Origin of the sequence: Aquitalea sp. ASV11, from assembly GCF_016429185.1 — a bacterium.
Lineage (GTDB): Bacteria > Pseudomonadota > Gammaproteobacteria > Burkholderiales > Chromobacteriaceae > Aquitalea > Aquitalea pelogenes.
This window is the reverse complement of the sequence record NZ_JAELUD010000008.1, coordinates 1-18,622: the sequence shown is the minus strand read 5'-3', so window position 1 is coordinate 18,622 and position 18,622 is coordinate 1. Positions and strand designations below refer to the sequence as shown.

The window sequence follows — 18,622 nt, the reverse complement described above, 5'->3', positions numbered from 1 at the left end:
ATATCGGGTGCAGATGACAACGCCCCACCGAGGCGGGGCGCTGACGCAAAACGCGAATTCTACCGTAGCGGGCTCTGGGTGTCAGGCCGGCATCGCGGCTGTGGCGGGCTGTAAGCGCATGTTGCATTCATGGCCTGTGCTGATTGGCAAGCTGTTTGATCAAGCAATCTGTTCATTGACCGGAACCAAATGATGAAAGTATGATCTTTATCAAACTTTCAGAAATTCCTGAAAATTGAGGAAGTCATGAATACCACCCCTCTTGTCCAGTCCTTTGTGGCGCATTTCGGTGAAATGGGCAGCCGTTGGGGCATCAATCGCACCGTCGGTCAGATCTATGCCCTGCTGTTTGTTTCCGAAAAGCCGCTCAATGCCGATGAAATTGCCGAAAGCCTGAGTTTCTCCCGTTCCAATGTCAGCATGGGGCTGAAGGAACTGGAGTCGTGGCGGCTGGTGAAGCTGCAGCATTACCCCGGCGACCGGCGCGAATACTTTTCCACCCCGGACGATGTCTGGGCCATCTTCAAGACGCTGGCCGAGGAGCGCAAAAAGCGCGAGGTGGAACCCACCCTCACCATGCTGCGCGGGGCGATGATGGAGAAACCAGCCAGCGATGCCGAGCGTCATGCACAACAGCGCATGAGCGAGATGTACCAGTTGATCGAGCTGGTTACCACCTGGTTCTCCGACATCCAGCACATGGATGTGGAAACCCTGCAGCGGCTGATGAAGCTGGGCTCGCAGGTGCAGAAAGTACTGCAATTCACCCAGTCGCTGAGCAAGCTGACCGGGCGAGATACCGATAGGGAGTAGCCGTCATGGAACTGGATGCCCTGGCACTGGCACGTGCCCAGTTTGCCGCCAATATCAGCTTTCATATCCTGTTTCCCAGCATCAATATTGCGCTGGCCTGGGTGTTGCTGTTTTTCAAGCTGCGTTACCTGCGCACCGGCCGGCAGGCGTGGATGGATGCCTACGGTTTCTGGGTGAAGATTTTTGCACTGTCCTTTGCCCTGGGCGTGGTGAGCGGCGTCACCATGAGTTTTCAGTTCGGCACCAACTGGCCGGGCTATATGCAAACGGTAGGCAATATCGCCGGGCCTTTGCTGGCTTATGAAATTCTGACGGCGTTTTTCCTGGAGGCGGGGTTTCTCGGCATCATGTTGTTTGGTCGTAGCCGGGTATCGGAGCGGGTGCATACCTTTGCCACGCTGCTGGTGGCCTTTGGCAACAGCCTGTCGGCGTTCTGGATCATCGCGCTCAATTCCTGGATGCAAACGCCGGCCGGTTTCGTGATGAAGGATGGCCGCGCGCATGTCACCAGCTGGCTGGAGGTGATTTTCAATCCGTCCATGCCTTACCGGCTGACGCATATGCTGTTGGCTTCCGGGCTGACTGTGGCCTTTCTGGTGGCCGGGTTGTCGGCGTATCGCCTGCTGAAGGCCGACCGCAGCGCGGGCAATGCCGTGGCGCTGAAAACCGGTGTCTGGCTGGCGGCGCTACTGATTCCGCTGCAAATCCTGGCGGGGGACGCGCATGGCCTGAATACCATGGCGCACCAGCCGGCCAAGCTGGCCGCCATCGAAGGGGTATGGCACACCGAGCGCGGCGCGCCCTTGCTGCTGTTTGCCCTGCCCAATGCCGATACCCAAAGCAATGACTACGCGCTGGGCATTCCCAGGCTGGCCAGCCTGATCATCAAGCACGACCCTGACGGCGAAATCCGCGGTCTGAACGAATTTGCCCAGCATCCACCGGTTGCCAAGGTGTTCTGGAGTTTTCGCGTGATGGTGGGGGTAGGAGTGCTGATGCTGCTGGCGTCCTGGCTCACCGCCTGGCAGTTGCGTCGCCGGGATGCAGCCGGACTGGACCGTCGCCTGCTGTACTTGCTGGTGGGCATGACCTTTGCCGGCTGGGTGGCCACGCTGGCTGGCTGGTATGTGACGGAAATCGGCCGCCAGCCCTGGCTGGTGACGGGTGTACTCACCACCGCACAGGCTGCCGGGACGGCGACCGGCAGCATGGTGGCCGGTTCGCTGCTGACTTATCTCGCCTTGTATGCCGGCCTGTTGCTGGCCTACATCTCGGTACTGTTTCATCTGGCCAAAAAAGCGGCAGGGCAGGCTGATGCTGCCGTGGCACTGAAGGAGGTGCAAGCATGAATGCTGCGTACTGGTTGCCGGTGATCTTCGCCGGGCTGATGGGGCTGGCCATGCTGGTGTATGTGGTGCTGGATGGCTTTGATCTGGGCGTGGGCCTGCTGTTGCCACTGGCGGACGATGCCGGAAAGGACCGCATGGTGGCCAGCATCGGCCCGTTCTGGGATGCCAACGAAACCTGGCTGGTGCTGGGCGCGGGCCTGTTGCTGGTGGCCTTCCCCATGGCGCACGGTGTGGTGTTTGGTGCCTTGTACATCCCGGTACTGCTGATGCTGGTGGGGCTGATCCTGCGCGGGGTGGCCTTCGATTTTCGCGTCAAGGCGCGTGACCCGCACCGGCCATGGTGGAATGCCATCTTTGCCTTTGGTTCCTTGCTGGCCTCGCTGGCGCAAGGCGTGATGCTGGGCCGCTATCTGACCGGTTTTGCCGATGGGGCATTGCCCTGGCTGTTTGCCTTGCTGGTGGGAGCGGGGCTGACTGCGGCCTATGCCTTGCTGGGGGCCTGCTGGCTGATCATGAAGACGGAAGGTGCCTTGCAAAAGCAGGCGCTGGGCTGGGCGCGGCGCAGTGTGCCGGGCGCGGGCCTGGCTGTGCTGCTGGTGTCCATCGTGACGCCGCTGGCCAATCCGGCCATCGCCGGCAAATGGTTTGCCCTGCCGCAGCTGTTCTTGCTGCTGCCCTTGCCGCTGGGGACGCTGGCGCTGTTTGTGGTGCAATGGCTGGCCCTGCCACGGCTGGCCCGGCGTCAGGCTGCCGGCAACGACAGCTATTGCTGGCTGCCGTTTGCCACCACCGTGGGCATGGTGCTGCTGGCCTTCTGGGGCCTGGCTTATAGCGTGTTCCCGCAGGTGATACCGGGCCGCATGGATATCTGGCAGGCCGCCAGCGACCCCGAAGCCTTGTGGATCATGCTGTGGGGTGCGCTGCTGGTACTGCCCTGCATCATCGGCTACACGGCCTTTGCCTACCGGGTGTTCTGGGGCAAGACCGGCACTTTGCGTTATCAGTAATTGTGGATGGTTCCGGCCTGGCCTGTCGCATGCAGGTCGGGTTTTGTCATGTCCGGGTCACATACAGGCCAGATAATTGCAGCCTTTTGCCGGTGTAATGGACAATGCGGCCTGCTTTGGCAGCCGTTGACGAAATAGCCGCAAATCAGCACTGGCAGAGCGCCTGCCTGGCGTTACGATAGGCATGATCTGTCTTGTCCCTGCGCACCCTTCCGGATGGAGAACCACATGACGCAGCAGCACACCTCACCCTGGCCCTATCCCCGGCTGGTCGCCCATCGTGGCGGCGGCGTCATGGCTCCGGAAAACACGCTGGCCGGTTTCCGTGCCGGCGTAGCATATGGCTACCGGGCCGCCGAGTGTGATGTGAAGCTGTCCGCCGACAATGTGTGCTTTCTGCTGCACGACGATACGGTGGATCGCACCACGAATGGCCACGGTCTGGCCGCCGGGCTGAGCATGGCGCAGCTCTCGCAGCTGGATGCCGGTGGCTGGAAAGGCGCGCAGTTTGCCGGGGAGGCGCTGCCCGGCTTTGCCAATGTGGCGGCCTATTGTCGGGCGCAGGGTATGTTGCTGAATGTGGAAATCAAACCCTGTCCGGGACGCGATGATGAAACCGGCCGTCTGGTGGCGCAAGAAGCTGCACGACTGTGGGCCGGTGCGGCCGTACCGCCGCTATTGTCATCGTTCAGTGTGGACGCCCTGCGCGCCGCGCAGCTGGCCGAGCCGGATTTGCCACGCGCCTGGCTGGTGGAGGAGATTCCGGCGGATTGGCAGGCCACCTTGCAGTTGCTGGGCTGCATTGCCTTGCATTGCGACCATGCCACGCTGACGCCGCAGCTGGCCGCCGCCATCAAGGCCGCCGGTTACCAGTTGCTGTGCTACACGGTGAACGATGTGGCGCGGGCGCGCGAAATCACGGCCTGGGGTGTGGATAGCGTCTGCACCGACCGGCTGGATGTGCTGCAGCCTGCGCAATGGCTGACGGAGTAAGGCCGGATGAACGCCGCACTGGTGGAATGGCTGGGCCTGTTGGCCGGTTGCCTGACTACCTTATCGTTTCTGCCGCAGGTATGGCTGGTATGGCGCAAGAAATCGGCCAGTGACATCTCGCTGGGCATGTATCTGCTGATGTGCAGCGGGGTGGCCTTGTGGCTGAGTTACGGCCTGCTGATTAACTCGCGGCCGGTGGTGCTGGCCAATGGCCTGACCTTGCTGCTGAGCATGGCGGTGCTGCTGATGAAGCTGGTGTTTGATGCACGCCGCCAGCCGCAAGCGGACAGGCCGGGCGGCTAGAAGCTGGTCATCTGCTGGGCTTCTTCGCGGTTGAAGTACTTGCTGAATATTTTCAGCAGCGTGCCATCGCGCCGCATGTCGTTGATCAGCTCACGCCAGCGTTCCTGTTGTTCTGGCGAGATGGTTTTTTTCGACATGATCAGGCCGTGGGGTGTGGGCTGGTCATTGGTTTCCACCATGCGGACCAGCTTGGCCACCTGGTATTTTTCCAGGTCGGAATAATCAAACGGCTCGATGATGATGGCCTGGGTGCGGTCCTGGCGCAGGTTCTGATACAAGGTTTCATAATCGTAACTGCCGATCAGTCGTCCTTGCTGGTCCAGTTTGTCCACCAGCTGATTAATGGTGTTGCTGTAGCGGAAGCTCAGGATGCCACCCAGCTTCATGTCATTGCGGGCGGCGAAATCCGCCAGCGTCTGCACGCCGCTGTCCTTGCGTACGACCAGGCTGTATTTGTCGGCGAAATACCAGGCAAATGCGGCGTATCGTTCGCGCTGTTCATTGGTGATGCCTGACAGGCTGAAATCCAGGCTGCCCACTTCCAGCAATTTCCAGATGCGCGAGCGCGGCAGCAGGCTGACTTCCACCTTGCAGCCGCTGCGGCGGATCAGCTCGTCCGCCACGTCTTTATCAATCCCGCTGCGCGTGCCGGCGTTATACAGCAAGCCATGTTCATGCAAGGCCAGGGTATAGCTGCGCTTGCAGTCCGGGCCGGCGGCCAGCGCCAGCAGCGGCAGGCAGCACAGGACGGCAAGGTACAGGCGCGTAAGCAACTGGGGCATGGATATTCTCCTGTTCAATGATAAGAGCATAGCAGATGACAGGCACGGTTCTGGTTCATGTGATGAAGTACTTGGTGATGAAAATTTGCAGGCATATAATTAGTGAGCTAATCAAATTCAGGATGCCTCATGCCACAGTCTCATCAAGAACTTGCCGAATTGCTGGGTGCCGTCCCCAAGGCGTGGCGCGCCTTGCTGGACCAGCGACTGCGTCCCTATGGTTTTTCCCAGGCTACCTGGCAGGTGTTGCTCAAACTGGGGCGTGCCGGTGAGCCCTTGCTGCAAAACGAACTCGCCGCCCGGGTGGGCATAGAACCGGCCTCGCTCGTGCGGCTGCTGGATGTATTGCAGGCCGATGGCTGGATCACCCGCCAGCAGGATGAACAGGACCGGCGTGCCAAACGGGTATTGCTGACCGCCAAGGCCAGCCAGGTTTCCGGCGAGCTGCTGCAAGTGGCCGATGCGCTGAAAGCCGAACTGCTGGGCGGGCTGGATGAGGCCGAGCTGCAAACCTGTATCAAGGTGCTGGCACAAATCCGCCATGCTGCCGAACAGGCACAGGAGCCAGGCGCTTGAGCCAGCGTGTGCTGGTTACCGTGGCGGTGATGGCGGCTACGGTGATGCAGGTGCTGGATACCACCATCGTCAATGTCGCCTTGCCACAAATGCAGGGCGAACTGGGGGCAACGTCAGACCAGATCAGCTGGGTGCTGACCAGCTATCTGGTGGCCAGCGCCATCTGCATGCCGCTGACCGGTTATCTGACTGACAAACTGGGGCGGCGACGCTATCTGTTACTGTCCATCAGCGGCTTCGTGCTGGCCTCCATGCTGTGTGGCGTGGCGCTGAATCTGGGCCAGCTGGTGGTGTTCCGCCTGTTGCAAGGGGTATTTGGCGCTGCCCTGGTGCCGCTGTCGCAGGCCATCATGGTGGACAACTACCCGCGCGAACAGCGTGGCAAGGCCATGGCCATCTGGGGCATGGGAGTGATGGTGGGGCCGATTGCCGGGCCCACGCTGGGCGGCTGGCTGACCGATATGTTCGACTGGCGCTGGACCTTCTTCATCAACCTGCCGGTAGGTCTGTTGTCCTTGCTGCTGGCGCGCCAGGTACCGGATACGCCCAAGCGCGAGCGCGACATCGACTGGCTGGGCCTGCTGCTGATTTCACTGGCTATCGGTGGCATCCAGTACGTGCTGGACCGTGGGAATGGCGACGACTGGTTTTCCAGTACCGGCATTGTGGTGGCAGCCGTGCTGGCGGTGCTGGGCGCGGTGGGTTTCATCTGGCGCGGCTTGTCCGGCAGCGCCCATCCCCTGTTCGACCTGCACATGTTCCAGGACCGCAATTTCGTGGCTGCCAGCATTGTCATTGCCGCGCTGGGCCTGTCCATGTACGGGGCGATGGTGATTCAGCCCATCATGCTGGAAGGTCTGTTTCACTACCCTACGCTGGATACCGGCCTGATCATGGCGCCACGTGGCATTGCCAGCCTGGTGAGCATGATGATTGTAGGAAAGCTGATTGGCCGGGTGGATTCGCGTTACCTGATTGGCACCGGCTTGCTGATTGGTGCCAGTGGCACCTGGGTGTGTACCCATTACAACCTCGATACCAGTCCATTCTGGTTTGCCTGGCCGGTGCTGTTGCAGGGCTTTGGTCTGGGAATGATTTATGTACCGCTGTCGGCCATGGCCATGTCAACGCTGCCATCGCGGCTGTCTGCCGAGGCGGCCGGGCTGTTCAGCCTGTTGCGCACCATGGGATCTTCGGTGGGGATTGCCATTGTCAGTACCGCCTATTCGCGCGGCGAGCAGTCGGCCTGGAATGCCTTGAGCGGTTTTTTCAGTGCCGACAATCCCTGGTTGCAGGATTATCTGGCGCGCATGGGCAAGACGGTGGTGGATGGCACCACCGCTACCCAGCTGGCGGCAGAGTTGCAACGCCAGGCGCTGATGGTGTCCATCGTCGATGTGTACTGGCTGATTACCTACAGCTTTCTGGCCATGCTGCCCTTGCTGTTGTTGCTCAGGCCGCGCAAGGCAGCGCCGGGGAGTGAGCCAGCCGTCGACGTGGTGATGCACGAATAGCCACCGTCGAACGGGCAATAAAAAACGGCGACCAACTGGTCGCCGTTTTGTTGCCTGCATTCAGGCGATTACTTGCTCAGGTGCGGCGCGATGGTGGCCAGCAGCTGGGCCAGCACCTTGGGGTTGGCGGCCACGATGTCGCCAGATTCCATCCATTCCTGCTCGCCGGTCAGGTCGGTGACGATGCCACCGGCTTCCTGCACGATCAGGCTACCCGCAGCGATGTCCCACGGCTTCAGGTTCATTTCCCAGAAACCGTCCACGCGGCCACAGGCCACATTGCACAGGTCGAGCGAGGCTGCGCCTTCGCGACGTACGCCGGCAGTCTTGCCCAGTACATCCTTGAGCATGCCCAGGTACTGGTCGATATAGCTTTGGTCGGATACCGGGAAACCGGTGGCGATTACGCATTCATTCATCATGAAGCGCTTGGAAACACGGATGCGGCGGTCGTTGAGGAAAGCGCCAACACCACGCGAGGCGGTAAACAGATCGTTACGGCTAGGGTCGTACACCACGGCCTGCTGCACCTGGCCCTTGTGCGCCAGTGCGATGGAGATGGCGTATTGCTGGTGGCCATGCAGGAAGTTGGTGGTGCCGTCGATGGGGTCGATGATCCACTCGTATTCGGAGGAGCCCACGCCTTTGGCGCCGGACTCTTCTGCTAGAATGGCGTGCTTGGGATACGCCTCGAGAATCATGTCCACGATGGCCTGTTCGGCAGCGCGGTCCACGTCGGTCACAAAGTCATTGTGCTTTTTCTTCTCTACACGAATGGTATCGAGGTTAAGCGACGCGCGCTGGATTACACTGCCAGCACGGCGGGCGGCTTTAACCGCGATATTGAGCATCGGATGCATTGACGGCCTCTAGAACGGATAGCAGATGTCAGCCAACATGGCTCGACATCTGTCAGTAACAATCTGGGTTAAGGAACAAAAAAAGCCGGCGCGAGCGCGCGGGCTTTTTGATATGCCCGCCATTTTAATGTGAAACTGCTGATGAATAAACCCCAAGTACCTGATTTTCTGAAAAACATTCGCATCGTGTTGGCTCGCCCCAACCATCCGGGCAATATCGGTTCGGCCGCACGGGCGATGAAAACCATGGGGCTGACCCGCCTGTATCTGGTTGAACCCAAAGTGTTTCCCAGCGATGAAGCCAATGCACTGGCCTCCGGCGCGGTGGATGTGCTGGAGAGCGCCACCGTGGTGGCGAGCCTTGCCGAAGCGCTCAGCGACGTCACCGTGGCCTGCGCGCTCACCAGCCGCCGCCGCGAGCTGACCACGCCATTGTCCACTCCGCGCGAAACCACGCCGGAACTGGTGGCCCGCGCGCGCGATGGCGAACAGGTGGCGCTGGTGTTCGGCAATGAAACCTTCGGCCTGTCGATTGAAGAAGTGGAGCAGTGCAACCGGCTGGTGACCATTCCGGGCAACCCGGATTACTTCTCGCTCAACCTGGCCATGGCAGTACAGGTGATGACTTACGAGCTGTTCAGCCATACCGGCGTTGATGTGGAATACCTGCGGCCGGAAAGCGAAACCGCCAGCCTGGGCGAGGTGGAAGGCTTCTGCCAGCATCTGGACCAGACCATGGACGCCATCGGCTACTACCGCCGCCGTAACAGCGAGCGACTGATGCGCCGCATGCGCGCGCTGTTCAACCGGTCCGGCATGCTGCGCGACGAGGTGGACATTCTGCGTGGACTGATGAAGCAGATCCAGCGCGTGGCAGACGGCCATGAGCACGGCGGCGAATCCTGATTGCGGTTTTTATCTGCCTTACACGCAGCCTGCGCTGCGTGATCTGGCTTTCTTGCTGACCGCCCCTTCCCCCTGGGATAGTGGCTGCAATCTTTCGCCACAACGCCTGCTGGGCCCGGATGGCCCGGCCTTGCTGGCCGCACTGGAACAAGACCCGGCACCGCTCTATGCCTGGCTGGCCGAGCAGCCCTGTCGCCGTCTGGGCCACTATGCCGAGCGCTTGCTGGCTTTCTGGTTTCACCTTGCGCCCCATATCGAGCTGGTGGCCGCCAATCTGCCGCTACGGGACGCCAGTGGCCGCACCATTGGCGAATTTGATTTCCTGATCCGGCTGGATGGCGAACCACTACACGTGGAGACTGCCAGCAAATTCTATCTGCAATTGGGTGCCGGCCCGGACAGCCTGGTAGGCCCCAGTCTGCGCGATGCCTGGCTGCTGAAGGCGGGTAAATTGCAGGCGCAGTTGCAGTTGTCCCGCCACCCCTTGGCCCGTCGCGTATTGCCGCCAGGCTTTGTGGCCTGCGCCAGTCAGGCCCGGCTGGCCGGCTGGTTTTTCTATTCCCGCCCGACACGTCCCGCCCCGCCACTGGCTGCGGATCAGCTGCAAGGCTGGTTCAGCCCGCTATTGCAGCCCTGGCCCAGTACCAGCCCGGCATCACGCTGGTTGTGGTTACCACGCTTGAACTGGCTGGCTCCGGCCCGTGTGGCCGAAGCCGAAGTGCGCGAACAGCACAGCCTGCAGCAGGAATTGCGCCAGGCCCTGGTGCCGCAACTGGTGGCAGAGCTGCTGCCGCTGGGCGATGGCTACTGGGAGGAGGTGGCGCGCGGTTTCGTGGTGCCGCCAGGCTGGCCCGAAGCAACACGCCTGCAAGCATTGATGGCCACGTTGCCAGGGAGTCCTGCAGCATGAAGCGCTTGCTGTTGTTGTATGCCAGCCAGACCGGCCGCACCTTGCAGCTGGTTGACGCCGTGCGCGCCAGCGTAGCGCAACTGGCGGATGACCTGCAGTTCAACTGCCTGCCCGCCGAGCAGGCCACACTGGATGACTTGCTGACAACAGACGGCATCGTGCTGGCAACGCCGGAGAATTTTGGCTATATGGCGGGCAAGATGAAAGATTTCTTCGACCGCACCTTCTACCCCGCGCAGGGCCTTACCGAGGGGCTGGCCTGCCTCTTGCTGGTGTCCGCCGGTAACGATGGCATGGGGGCTGTGTACGCCATGCGGCGCATCATCGCCGGCTATGGCTGGGACGAAGTGCTACCCGCCGTGGTGGTACGCGGCGAGCCGGACGCCGCGCAGCTGGCTGAAGTGGCGGAACGGGCCGAGCAACTGGTGGCCGGCATGCTGATCGGGCGCTGGTAATACCTTGACCGGAAGAGTTAGTGCTTGCGGAGAATGGCGTGCCTGCCCGGATGGGCGGAAGATGCAAAAAGGGCGGTAAGGCGCATTGCGCCCACCGCCCGGATGGCTGTTACCGTGCTGTCGGCTTACACGCCGTTGGCGTGGGTACAACCGGAGATCAGGTCCTTGAGTGCATCGGCCTTGATCAGCTGGATGTGCTTGTGGTCCACGCTTAGCCAGCCTTGTTGCTGGAACTTGGATAGCGTACGGCTGACGGTTTCCAGTTTCAGGCCGAGGAAGCTGCCGATTTCCTCGCGGCTCATGCGCAGGATGAAATCGTTGGCGGCAAAGCCGCGGGTGGACAGACGCTGTGACAGGTTCAGCAGGAAGGCAGCCAGACGTTCTTCTGCCTTCATGTTACCCAGGAGCAGCATGACGTTCTGGTCACGCACGATTTCGCGGCTCATCAGGCGGAAAAAGTGGTGTTGCAGGCTGGGAATGTCGCGCCCCAGGCTTTCCATGCGGTTGAAGGGCAGTTCGCAGACTTCGCTGTCTTCCAGGGCAATGGCGTCGCAGCCATGCACATTGGACGAGATGCCATCCAGGCCCATGAGTTCGCCGGACATCAGAAAGCCGGTGACTTGTTCACGACCGTCCTGGCTTGCCACGCTGGTCTTGAAGAAACCGGTGCGCACGGCAAACAGCGATTTGAAGGCTTCGCCACTGCGGAACAGGTATTCACCGCGCTTGAGGCGGCGGCTCTGACGGATAACTGCATCCAGCTGTGTCATTTCGTCGCGGTTCAGCCCGATGGGCAGGCAGAGTTCGCGCAGACTGCAGTTGGAGCAGGACACCTTCAGTGCGTGCAGAGTGTGTTGGTGTTGGTCTGACATCGCGTGTTTTGTACAACCCTGTAAAGAAGCTTGACCCTTGTCAAAGCGGAATTCGCACGTTTTCCGCAAATTTACCAGTCCACCTGACGTTTGACTATCAATACCCGACGACATGCACACCACCCATCCGTTTTCGCCTACCCACTGTGAGTTCGACCGAGCATTGATCGAACGTCTTGATGGTTCCGGCCCAAGATACACTTCTTACCCCACCGCCGACCGGTTTACCCCGGCATTCGGTGAGAAGGACTATAAACACTGGCTGAAGCAACGCCACCTGGGCATGCATCAGAACGCAATATCATTGTACGTTCATATACCGTTCTGTAATACGGTATGTTACTACTGCGGCTGCAACAAGATCATTACCAAGGACAAGAGCCGTGCCGACCGCTACCTCGATTACCTGGAAAAGGAAATCAAGCTGGTTGCCGCCTCGCTTGGCTGCCGGGAAAAGCTGATCCAGCTGCACTTTGGCGGCGGTACGCCGACCTTTCTGTCCGACGAGCAGCTGGACCGCCTGATGACCATGTTGCGTGCCCACTTCGAATTTTTGCCGGAGGGAGAATATTCCATCGAGATCGACCCGCGCAAGGTGGGTCGTGAAACCGTGCATCACCTGGCGCGACTGGGCTTCAACCGCATGAGCGTGGGCATTCAGGACTTCGACCCGCAGGTGCAAGCCGCGGTGAACCGGGTGCAAAGCGAGGAAGAAACGCTGGAGGTGATCGAGGCTGCGCGCGAAGCCGGCTTCAAGTCGGTCAGTGTGGACCTGATCTACGGCCTGCCGCTGCAAACCCGCGAGTCGCTCAAACGCACGCTGGACAAGGTGATTGCCATTGGCCCGGACCGGCTGGCGCTGTACAACTATGCCCATTTGCCCACCGTGTTCATGCCGCAACGGCGCATCAACGAGGCGGACCTGCCAGCAGCCAGCACCAAGCTGGACATCCTGCAGGACGCGGTAAAGAGCCTGGCGGATGCAGGCTATGTATTCATTGGCATGGACCACTTTGCCAAGCCGGAAGATGACCTGGCCATTGCCTTGCGCCAGGCGCGCCTGCAGCGCAATTTCCAGGGCTATTCCACCCATGCCGACTGCGACATGATCGGCCTTGGCGTGTCGTCCATCGGCAAGGTTGGCCCCTGTTACAGCCAGAACGAGAAAGACCTGGACAGCTATTACGCCGCGCTGGACGAAGGCCGGCTGCCGGTAATGCGTGGCATGGTGCTGGATCAGGACGACATCCTGCGTCGCGGCATCATCCAGGCGCTGATGTGCCGCTTCTCGCTGTCGGTGGAAGCCATCGAGCAGGTGCACGGCATCAATTTCGCCGAGTATTTCGCTGCCGAGTTGCCAGCCATCCGCGAGTACCACAAGCTGGGCCTGCTGACCTTTGACGGCGACTTCCTGATGGTGGAGCCCAAGGGGCGTTTCCTGATCCGCAATATCGCCATGCTGTTCGACCGCCATTTGCGTGAACGGGAAACCAAGGCGCGATATTCCAAAACCATCTGACGGTTTTGTTCAGACTGTTTAAAGGGTTATCCCCTAAAAAAGCAGCAAAAAAAGCCCGCAGGTAGCGGGCTTTTTCATTGAAAAAGTGATGGTTTTTTACAACACATCCGGTATGGTTTTTCCGGCTGACTGTGCTTTAGGACTGCGATGCAGACGAATGATGGCCTCGCCGGTAGGGCTGGCAATCACGTCGCGCAGCGTATAACTGTCCAGTGTGCTGAAAAATGCCTGCATGCCCACATCCAGCATGGCCTTGAGCTGGCAGTCCTGACGCAGCGCGCAAGGCGGTTCGGCGCAGTCAATCAGCGGCACATTGCCTTCCAGCGTGCGGATGATGCCGCCCAGGCGGTAATGCTCGGGCGGCTGGGCCAGCGCCAGCCCGCCACCCTTGCCACGGCTGTTGTTCAGCCAGCCTTGCACGCCCATGAAATGCACCACTTTCACCAGGTGATTGCGCGACACCTCGAATCGTTCGGCAATTTCGCTGATGGTGACCGGTTGCTCCCGGTCGCGGTGCGTCAGGTACATCAGCACGCGCAGGCCAAGGTCGGTAAAGCGGTTCAGTTGCATGGCAGTAAAGTGGGCTGGGAAAGTGCCGCGCAGGATACTCCGCAGCGCGGCAGCTCACAATGCGCAGCGACAAACAAAGCCGTTTCAGTCTGTGCGCATGGCATTGGAGCCAAACACTTCCATGTGGATGCGCGTAGCTTCTACCCCGGCCTCGCGCAGCTGGCGGTGCTGTTGCTGGATGAAGCCTACCGGGCCGCACAAATAATAGTCGGCATCCGGCAGCAGGGCATGGGTACGGATGGCATCGGCATCGATACGGCCTTGCTGATGGAAGTCCACACCAAGGGTATCGTTTGCGGCCGGGGTTTCATAAAACACGCGCTGTTGCAGCTGCGCATGCTGCTGCGCCAGCGTGCCGACTTCCTGCTTCATGGCGTGAACCGCCCCGTGACGTGCGGCGTGCAAATAGCGGATGGGGCGCGACTGAGCACTGGCCAGCAAGTGCTGCAGCATGGACAGCAGCGGAGTCTGGCCCACCCCGGCACTGATCAGCACCACCGGCGTGTCCCGCTCCTGATGCAACACGAAATCACCAAATGGCGGCGATACCTGCAGGATGTCCCCTTCGGCCAGTTCGGCATGCAAGATGCCGGACACCTTGCCGGCGGGAGCCTCATCGCGCGCGTCTTCCCGCTTGACTGAAATACGCAGCCAGTCCTTGCCGGGCGCATCGGACAGGCTGTACTGGCGCGGCTGGCTCAGGCCCCATTCCGGAATGAAACGCTGCACCGAAATGTATTGACCCGGCTGGAAGGCGGGCAAGCTGCCACCGTCCGCGGCTTGCAGGTAAAACGAGGTGATCTCGGCACTTTCCACTTGCTTCTTCACCACGCGAAACGGCCGCCAGCCGCTCCAGCCACCGGGCTGGGTGGCGGCACGCTGGTACAGGCTGTTTTCCAGCTGGATCAGCAGGTCTGCCAGTTGCTGATAGGCGGCAGCCCAGGCGTCCAGCAGGCTGTCCGGTGCAGCTTCTTCTCCCAGCACCTCACGGATGGAGGCCAGCAGATGCTTGCCCACAATCGGGTAGTGTTCGGCACGGATGCCCAGGCTGGCGTGTTTGTGCGCCACCCGTTCCAGCACCGGCAGCAAGACTTCGGGCGCATCAATGTGCTCGGCATAGGCGGCCACGGCCATGGCCAGTGCCTGCTGTTGCTGGCCGGCATGCTGGTGGCCCTGATTGAAGATGTTTTTCAGCTCCGGGTTGTGCTGGAACATGCGTTGGTAAAAATGGCTGGTCAGCAGCACGCCATGCTGCTTCAGGATGGGGGCAGTGGCTTTGACTTGCTGGCGGGTGGCGCTGTCTAACATGAGGGTTCCTTATGATGTAGAAAAAATGCATCTTTTCTGGCGAACTGCATGGTGCCGGACAGATTTTGTGCTGCTTGAAAATGTAAAAATAATACATCTTTAAGGGTGTGTTGTCATCAGCGCGCTGAACAGTATGAGGTGGTGAATAATTTTGCTGAAAACCACGGCAGGATGCGGTGTGGCGAGATTTTACGCCTATAAATGAAAGACTTGCCCACCCAACAAAAGATACAGGGCAAGGCCAATATTCCAGAGGAGTTGTCCATGTTCCGTCTTGTCGCGCGCTGGATGCAGCGCTTGAGTTACCCCACGCGCTTTGCGGTGATAGGGGCTGTTTTTGCCATCGCACTGTTTTATCTCACCTATGGTCTGTATCGCAGCAACCAGGACAATGTCGATTTCTCCAGCAAGGAAGTGGTCGGCGTGCAGTATCTGCAGCCGGCGATGAGCTTGTTGCTGGCCTTGGAGCAGGAACAGGCGCAGCGGGCCGCCGCCGACAAGGGCGCTGTGTCCTCTGCGCTGGAGGCGCAATGGAGCACGCTGCAGCAGACGCATCAGGCGCTCAATGGCCAGCTGGGGCTGGACAAGGGCTGGACTGCGCTGGACGGCGCATGGCAAAAGCTGAAAGGCACACCGGGGCTGGCGAACTACCAGGCCGTGGCAGACAGCTTGCTGGATCTGATCGGCCTGGCCAGCGATCAGTCCAACCTGACGCTGGACCCGGACATCGATACTTTTTATCTGATGGATGCCGTGACCGTGCAGTGGCCCAACTGGCTGAATCGCAGCACCCAGGCCAATGCCCTGCTGCTGCAGGCCAAGGGGCAGCCACTGGTCGGCACCGCGCGTGATCAGGCGGTTGGCCTGGCACCACTGATCAGTGACAGCCTGCAAAACCTGCAACATGACCTGGCCAAGGCGGTGGCCTATAACGCCACGGTCAAGGTCAGCCTTGCCGGCAGCGACGAGAAGCTGGCGGCGCAGTCTGCCGTGAATGCCGCTGCACTGGACAAGGCGATTGCCGGACAGGCCGTGGCAGGCAGTGGCTTGCCGGCCGCCACGCTGGATGTGGCCACGCACCTCCAGCAGGCCACCCTGCAGCAATTGGGCAGCCTGCTGGAGGCGCGCATCGGCCGCATCCAGTGGCAGCGCGATGTCTATCTGGCTTGCGCCGCCTTTGCCTTCCTGCTGTCTACCTATCTGTTCATTGCCCTGTATCTGTCCATTACCGCCCAGCTGGGTGGCGAGCCCTTCTATGTGCAGGAAGTGGTGGAGCAGATTGCCACCGGCAGGCTGGATACCAGCATTGCGCTCAATGGCCAGGACGAGTCCAGCTTGCTGGCAGCCATCCGGCAAATGCGCAATCAATTGCGCGATACGGTCAGCCAGCTGGTACACACCTCGCACCAACTGGACGGTGCTGCCCGTGATGTGGCCGAAGGGGCCAGCCAGGTGTCGAGCAGCAGCGACCGTCAATCCGCCGCGGCATCCAGCATGGCGGCGGCTGTAGAGCAACTCAGCACCAGCCTGTCGGTGAGTGCCGAGCGCTCGGTTGAAGCGCATGAGCTATCGTGTAGCGCGGTGGAGCAGTCTGGCACGGGTGCCGCGGTCATCCAGGGGGCGGGGCGCAGCATGGACAGCATCGTGCGCGAAATCTCCACCGTGTCGGACACCATCCAGGTGCTGAGCAAGCAGTCCGAATCCATCGTCGGCATTGTGGATGTGATTCGCGATGTGGCCGACCAAACCAATTTACTGGCACTTAACGCGGCGATTGAAGCGGCGCGCGCCGGAGAGCAGGGCCGCGGCTTTGCCGTGGTGGCCGATGAAGTGCGCAAGCTGGCAGAGCGTACCGCGCAGTCCACCACCGAAATCGGCGGCATCGTGCAGCAAATCCAGAACACCGCGCGGCAGGCGGCAGGCAATATGCACACCGGCATGCAAACCGTGGAAGCAGGGCAGCAACATGCCGAGCACGCCGGGACGGCCATCGTCACCATCCAGCAGCAGATTGATCAGGTACAGCAGGTGGTGGCGGAAATCCAGACCGCGCTGAACGAGCAAAGCCATACCAGCCAGGTGCTGGCGAAGAATGTGGAGCAAGTGGCGCAAATGTCGGAAGAAAACAGCCGGGCGATGAAGGGAACGGCAGAAACGGTGGGACAGTTGAAGGGTTTGTCCGAGCAGCTAAGTGCGTTGGCGGCGCGCTTTACCGTGTAGTCAGGCAGCCAGACGGGTGTAACAAGGCAAAGGCCGCTGGGAAGCGGCCTTTGTCATGGTGGGGTGGCAGGCAAAACTGCCCGGTGTGTCGTCCTCGCTGCGGGACTCGACATCCTGGGTTGCCGGGGACGGGTCGATCCAGTACAGCTCATCCAGCTCGGCCAGCATGGCCTGACGGGCATTCTGGCGCAGGCCGGAACGGCTGCTGCGGTGGGCACCGCCCTTTTTCAGCAAGGGCGAGCAGGCGTAGGGATTACGCGGTTTCAGGGTGTGCATTTTCAATCTCCATGAAGACGGCTGCAATGCAGCCGCTAAACCCCTTCTCGCTTTCATTTAAGAAAGCGAGGCACCCCTTCTTCAATTGGCCGGGTAAGGGCGGGGGGATAGGGAATAGATGGAAAGGCTGCGGAATCAGTCACTTCATCGAAAGGCCCGGCTTTGCCGGGTCCGGTGAAATCGTACCAAATTACTTTGTCAGCAGCCTGAACAGCTGCCATGCAGCCGCTGTCTGGCATTGTAGAAAGTGTGGCGGCGCAGTCAAGCGCCGCCTTGGCTTTTCACCACATCAATGCGTGGCAGGCACGCTGGTCGTCGGCCAGGGAAAGTCCGCCGTGCCCATCAGCCGTACCGGCTGCGTGCCAGCGGTAAAGTAAGCAGCCTGTGAGCGCGGCAGCGGCGCGCGGCCGCGAATGGCATCGGCCAGTTTCTCCGCCATCATGATGACTGGCGCATTGAGGTTGCCGGTGGTGACGCGCGGCATGATGGAGGCATCCACCACGCGCAAGCCCTCCACGCCATGTACCAGCCCGTCCTTGTCCACCACCGCCATGTCGTCGTAGCCCATCTTGCAGGTACAGGACGGATGCAGCGCGGTTTCGGCATGTTCGCGCACGAAGGCGTCGATTTCGGCATCGCTCTGAATCTTCATGCCCGGCTTGATTTCCTCGCCACGGAATTTGTCAAATGCCTGCTGGGCGATGATTTCCCGTGTCAGCCGCACGCCTGCGCGGAACTCCTGCCAGTCCACCGCATGCGCCATGTAATTGAACTGCAGCAGCGGTTTGACGCGCGGGTCGCGGCTGGCCAGCCGCACAAAGCCGGTGCTGGGCGAGCGCATGGAGCCGACATGGCACTGGAAGCCGTGCGCCTTTACCGGATTGCTGCCGTCGTAATTCATGGCCAGCGGAATGAAGTGGTATTGCAGGTTGGGCCAGGCAAATTCGGTACTGCTGCGGATGAAACCACCGGCTTCAAAGTGATTGGTGGCGCCCAGGCCGGTGCCGTTCAGATACCACTCCACGCCGATGGGCGGCTTGTTCCACCACTGCAGCGCCGGGTAGATGGAAACCGGCTTGGTGCAGTGGTATTGCAGATACATTTCCAGATGGTCTTGCAGGTTCTCGCCCACGCCGGGCAGGTGCACCACGCTGCTGATGCCATGTTGCTTGAGCTGGTCGGCATTGCCCACGCCGGAGCGTTGCAACAGCTGCGGGCTGGCAATCGCGCCGTTGCAGACGATGACTTCGCGCCGCGCTTCGGCCTGATGCAGGCTGCCGCCTTGCAGATAGCTCACGCCCACCGCACGGTTACCGGCAAAGCGGATCTGGTCGGCCAGTGCGCGGGTTTTCACCGTCAGGTTGGCGCGGGTGCGGGCTTGGTCCAGAT

General features: G+C 60.7%; 19 protein-coding genes. 12 read left to right on the top strand and 7 right to left on the bottom strand.

Annotated features, from left to right (window positions below):
* The first annotated feature begins 246 nt into the window (after positions 1-246).
* From JHD62_RS04490 to JHD62_RS04470, 5 genes are all read left to right on the top strand, one after another.
* Positions 247-813, top strand: coding sequence for a GbsR/MarR family transcriptional regulator (locus JHD62_RS04490; protein WP_131357866.1), 567 nt, complete (start codon positions 247-249; stop codon positions 811-813).
* Positions 814-818: 5 nt separating this feature from the next.
* On the top strand, positions 819-2,162 hold the full coding sequence (locus tag JHD62_RS04485; protein WP_199101946.1) for a cytochrome ubiquinol oxidase subunit I: 1,344 nt from the start codon (positions 819-821) through the stop codon (positions 2,160-2,162).
* Positions 2,159-3,169, top strand: coding sequence for a cytochrome d ubiquinol oxidase subunit II (locus JHD62_RS04480; RefSeq protein ID WP_199101945.1), 1,011 nt, complete (start codon positions 2,159-2,161; stop codon positions 3,167-3,169). The genes JHD62_RS04485 and JHD62_RS04480 overlap by 4 nt, the downstream gene beginning before the upstream one ends.
* Before the next feature lie 228 nt (positions 3,170-3,397).
* Complete coding sequence (ugpQ, locus tag JHD62_RS04475) at positions 3,398-4,162, top strand: glycerophosphodiester phosphodiesterase (protein WP_199101944.1); 765 nt, start codon at positions 3,398-3,400, stop codon at positions 4,160-4,162.
* A gap of 6 nt (positions 4,163-4,168) precedes the next feature.
* Complete coding sequence (locus JHD62_RS04470; protein WP_199101943.1) at positions 4,169-4,465, top strand: SemiSWEET family sugar transporter; 297 nt, start codon at positions 4,169-4,171, stop codon at positions 4,463-4,465.
* Here the strand turns inward: JHD62_RS04470 and JHD62_RS04465 are convergent.
* Positions 4,462-5,247: an ABC transporter substrate-binding protein gene (locus tag JHD62_RS04465; protein WP_199101942.1), complete on the bottom strand. Its 786-nt coding sequence runs from the start codon at positions 5,245-5,247 to the stop codon at positions 4,462-4,464. The genes JHD62_RS04470 and JHD62_RS04465 overlap by 4 nt on opposite strands.
* 129 nt (positions 5,248-5,376) lie before the next feature.
* On the opposite strand from JHD62_RS04465, the gene JHD62_RS04460 reads away from it, so the two are divergent.
* A complete protein-coding gene (locus tag JHD62_RS04460) occupies positions 5,377-5,823 on the top strand; it encodes a MarR family winged helix-turn-helix transcriptional regulator (RefSeq protein ID WP_062789112.1) in 447 nt (148 codons plus the stop codon).
* The gene (locus tag JHD62_RS04455; protein ID WP_199101941.1) at positions 5,820-7,337 is read left to right on the top strand and encodes a DHA2 family efflux MFS transporter permease subunit; all 1,518 of its coding nucleotides are present in this window, start codon (positions 5,820-5,822) and stop codon (positions 7,335-7,337) included. Before JHD62_RS04460 ends, JHD62_RS04455 begins: the two co-directional genes overlap by 4 nt.
* 68 nt (positions 7,338-7,405) lie before the next feature.
* Here JHD62_RS04455 and JHD62_RS04450 read toward each other — a convergent pair whose 3' ends face one another.
* Complete coding sequence (locus tag JHD62_RS04450; RefSeq protein WP_199101940.1) at positions 7,406-8,197, bottom strand: inositol monophosphatase family protein; 792 nt, start codon at positions 8,195-8,197, stop codon at positions 7,406-7,408.
* Between the two features lie 141 nt (positions 8,198-8,338).
* On the opposite strand from JHD62_RS04450, the gene JHD62_RS04445 reads away from it, so the two are divergent.
* From JHD62_RS04445 to JHD62_RS04435, 3 genes are read left to right on the top strand one after another with little or no spacing between them, the layout of a single operon-like run.
* Positions 8,339-9,103 (top strand): RNA methyltransferase, encoded by a 765-nt coding sequence (locus JHD62_RS04445; RefSeq protein ID WP_199101939.1) that lies wholly within the window; start codon positions 8,339-8,341, stop codon positions 9,101-9,103.
* Positions 9,081-10,013 (top strand): DUF1853 family protein, encoded by a 933-nt coding sequence (locus JHD62_RS04440; RefSeq protein WP_199101938.1) that lies wholly within the window; start codon positions 9,081-9,083, stop codon positions 10,011-10,013. Before JHD62_RS04445 ends, JHD62_RS04440 begins: the two co-directional genes overlap by 23 nt.
* Positions 10,010-10,468 carry a flavodoxin family protein gene (locus JHD62_RS04435; RefSeq protein WP_199101937.1) on the top strand — a complete coding sequence of 153 codons (459 nt, stop codon included), beginning with the start codon at positions 10,010-10,012 and terminating at the stop codon, positions 10,466-10,468. Before JHD62_RS04440 ends, JHD62_RS04435 begins: the two co-directional genes overlap by 4 nt.
* A gap of 125 nt (positions 10,469-10,593) precedes the next feature.
* Here the strand turns inward: JHD62_RS04435 and fnr are convergent, their stop codons facing one another.
* Complete coding sequence (fnr, locus tag JHD62_RS04430; protein ID WP_045846577.1) at positions 10,594-11,340, bottom strand: fumarate/nitrate reduction transcriptional regulator Fnr; 747 nt, start codon at positions 11,338-11,340, stop codon at positions 10,594-10,596.
* A 112-nt stretch (positions 11,341-11,452) separates the two neighbouring features.
* On the opposite strand from fnr, the gene hemN reads away from it, so the two are divergent.
* Complete coding sequence (hemN, locus tag JHD62_RS04425; RefSeq protein WP_045846576.1) at positions 11,453-12,859, top strand: oxygen-independent coproporphyrinogen III oxidase; 1,407 nt, start codon at positions 11,453-11,455, stop codon at positions 12,857-12,859.
* Positions 12,860-12,955: 96 nt separating this feature from the next.
* Here hemN and JHD62_RS04420 read toward each other — a convergent pair whose 3' ends face one another.
* Both JHD62_RS04420 and hmpA read right to left on the bottom strand, forming a co-directional pair.
* Complete coding sequence (locus JHD62_RS04420) at positions 12,956-13,429, bottom strand: Rrf2 family transcriptional regulator (protein ID WP_199101936.1); 474 nt, start codon at positions 13,427-13,429, stop codon at positions 12,956-12,958.
* Positions 13,430-13,513: 84 nt separating this feature from the next.
* Positions 13,514-14,737: an NO-inducible flavohemoprotein gene (hmpA, locus tag JHD62_RS04415; protein ID WP_199101935.1), complete on the bottom strand. Its 1,224-nt coding sequence runs from the start codon at positions 14,735-14,737 to the stop codon at positions 13,514-13,516.
* 264 nt (positions 14,738-15,001) lie between these two features.
* Here hmpA and JHD62_RS04410 point away from each other — a divergent pair, with 264 nt between their 5' ends.
* Positions 15,002-16,957, top strand: coding sequence for a methyl-accepting chemotaxis protein (locus JHD62_RS04410; RefSeq protein WP_199101934.1), 1,956 nt, complete (start codon positions 15,002-15,004; stop codon positions 16,955-16,957).
* On the opposite strand, the gene JHD62_RS04405 is transcribed toward JHD62_RS04410, so the two are convergent.
* Together JHD62_RS04405 and JHD62_RS04400 are read right to left on the bottom strand one after the other, a co-directional pair.
* Positions 16,958-17,233, bottom strand: a complete 276-nt coding sequence (locus tag JHD62_RS04405) for a hypothetical protein (protein WP_199101933.1) — start codon at positions 17,231-17,233, stop codon at positions 16,958-16,960.
* Positions 17,234-17,522: 289 nt separating this feature from the next.
* A partial coding sequence (locus JHD62_RS04400) for a GMC oxidoreductase (protein ID WP_199101932.1) occupies positions 17,523-18,622 on the bottom strand: 1,100 nt, incomplete at its 5' end.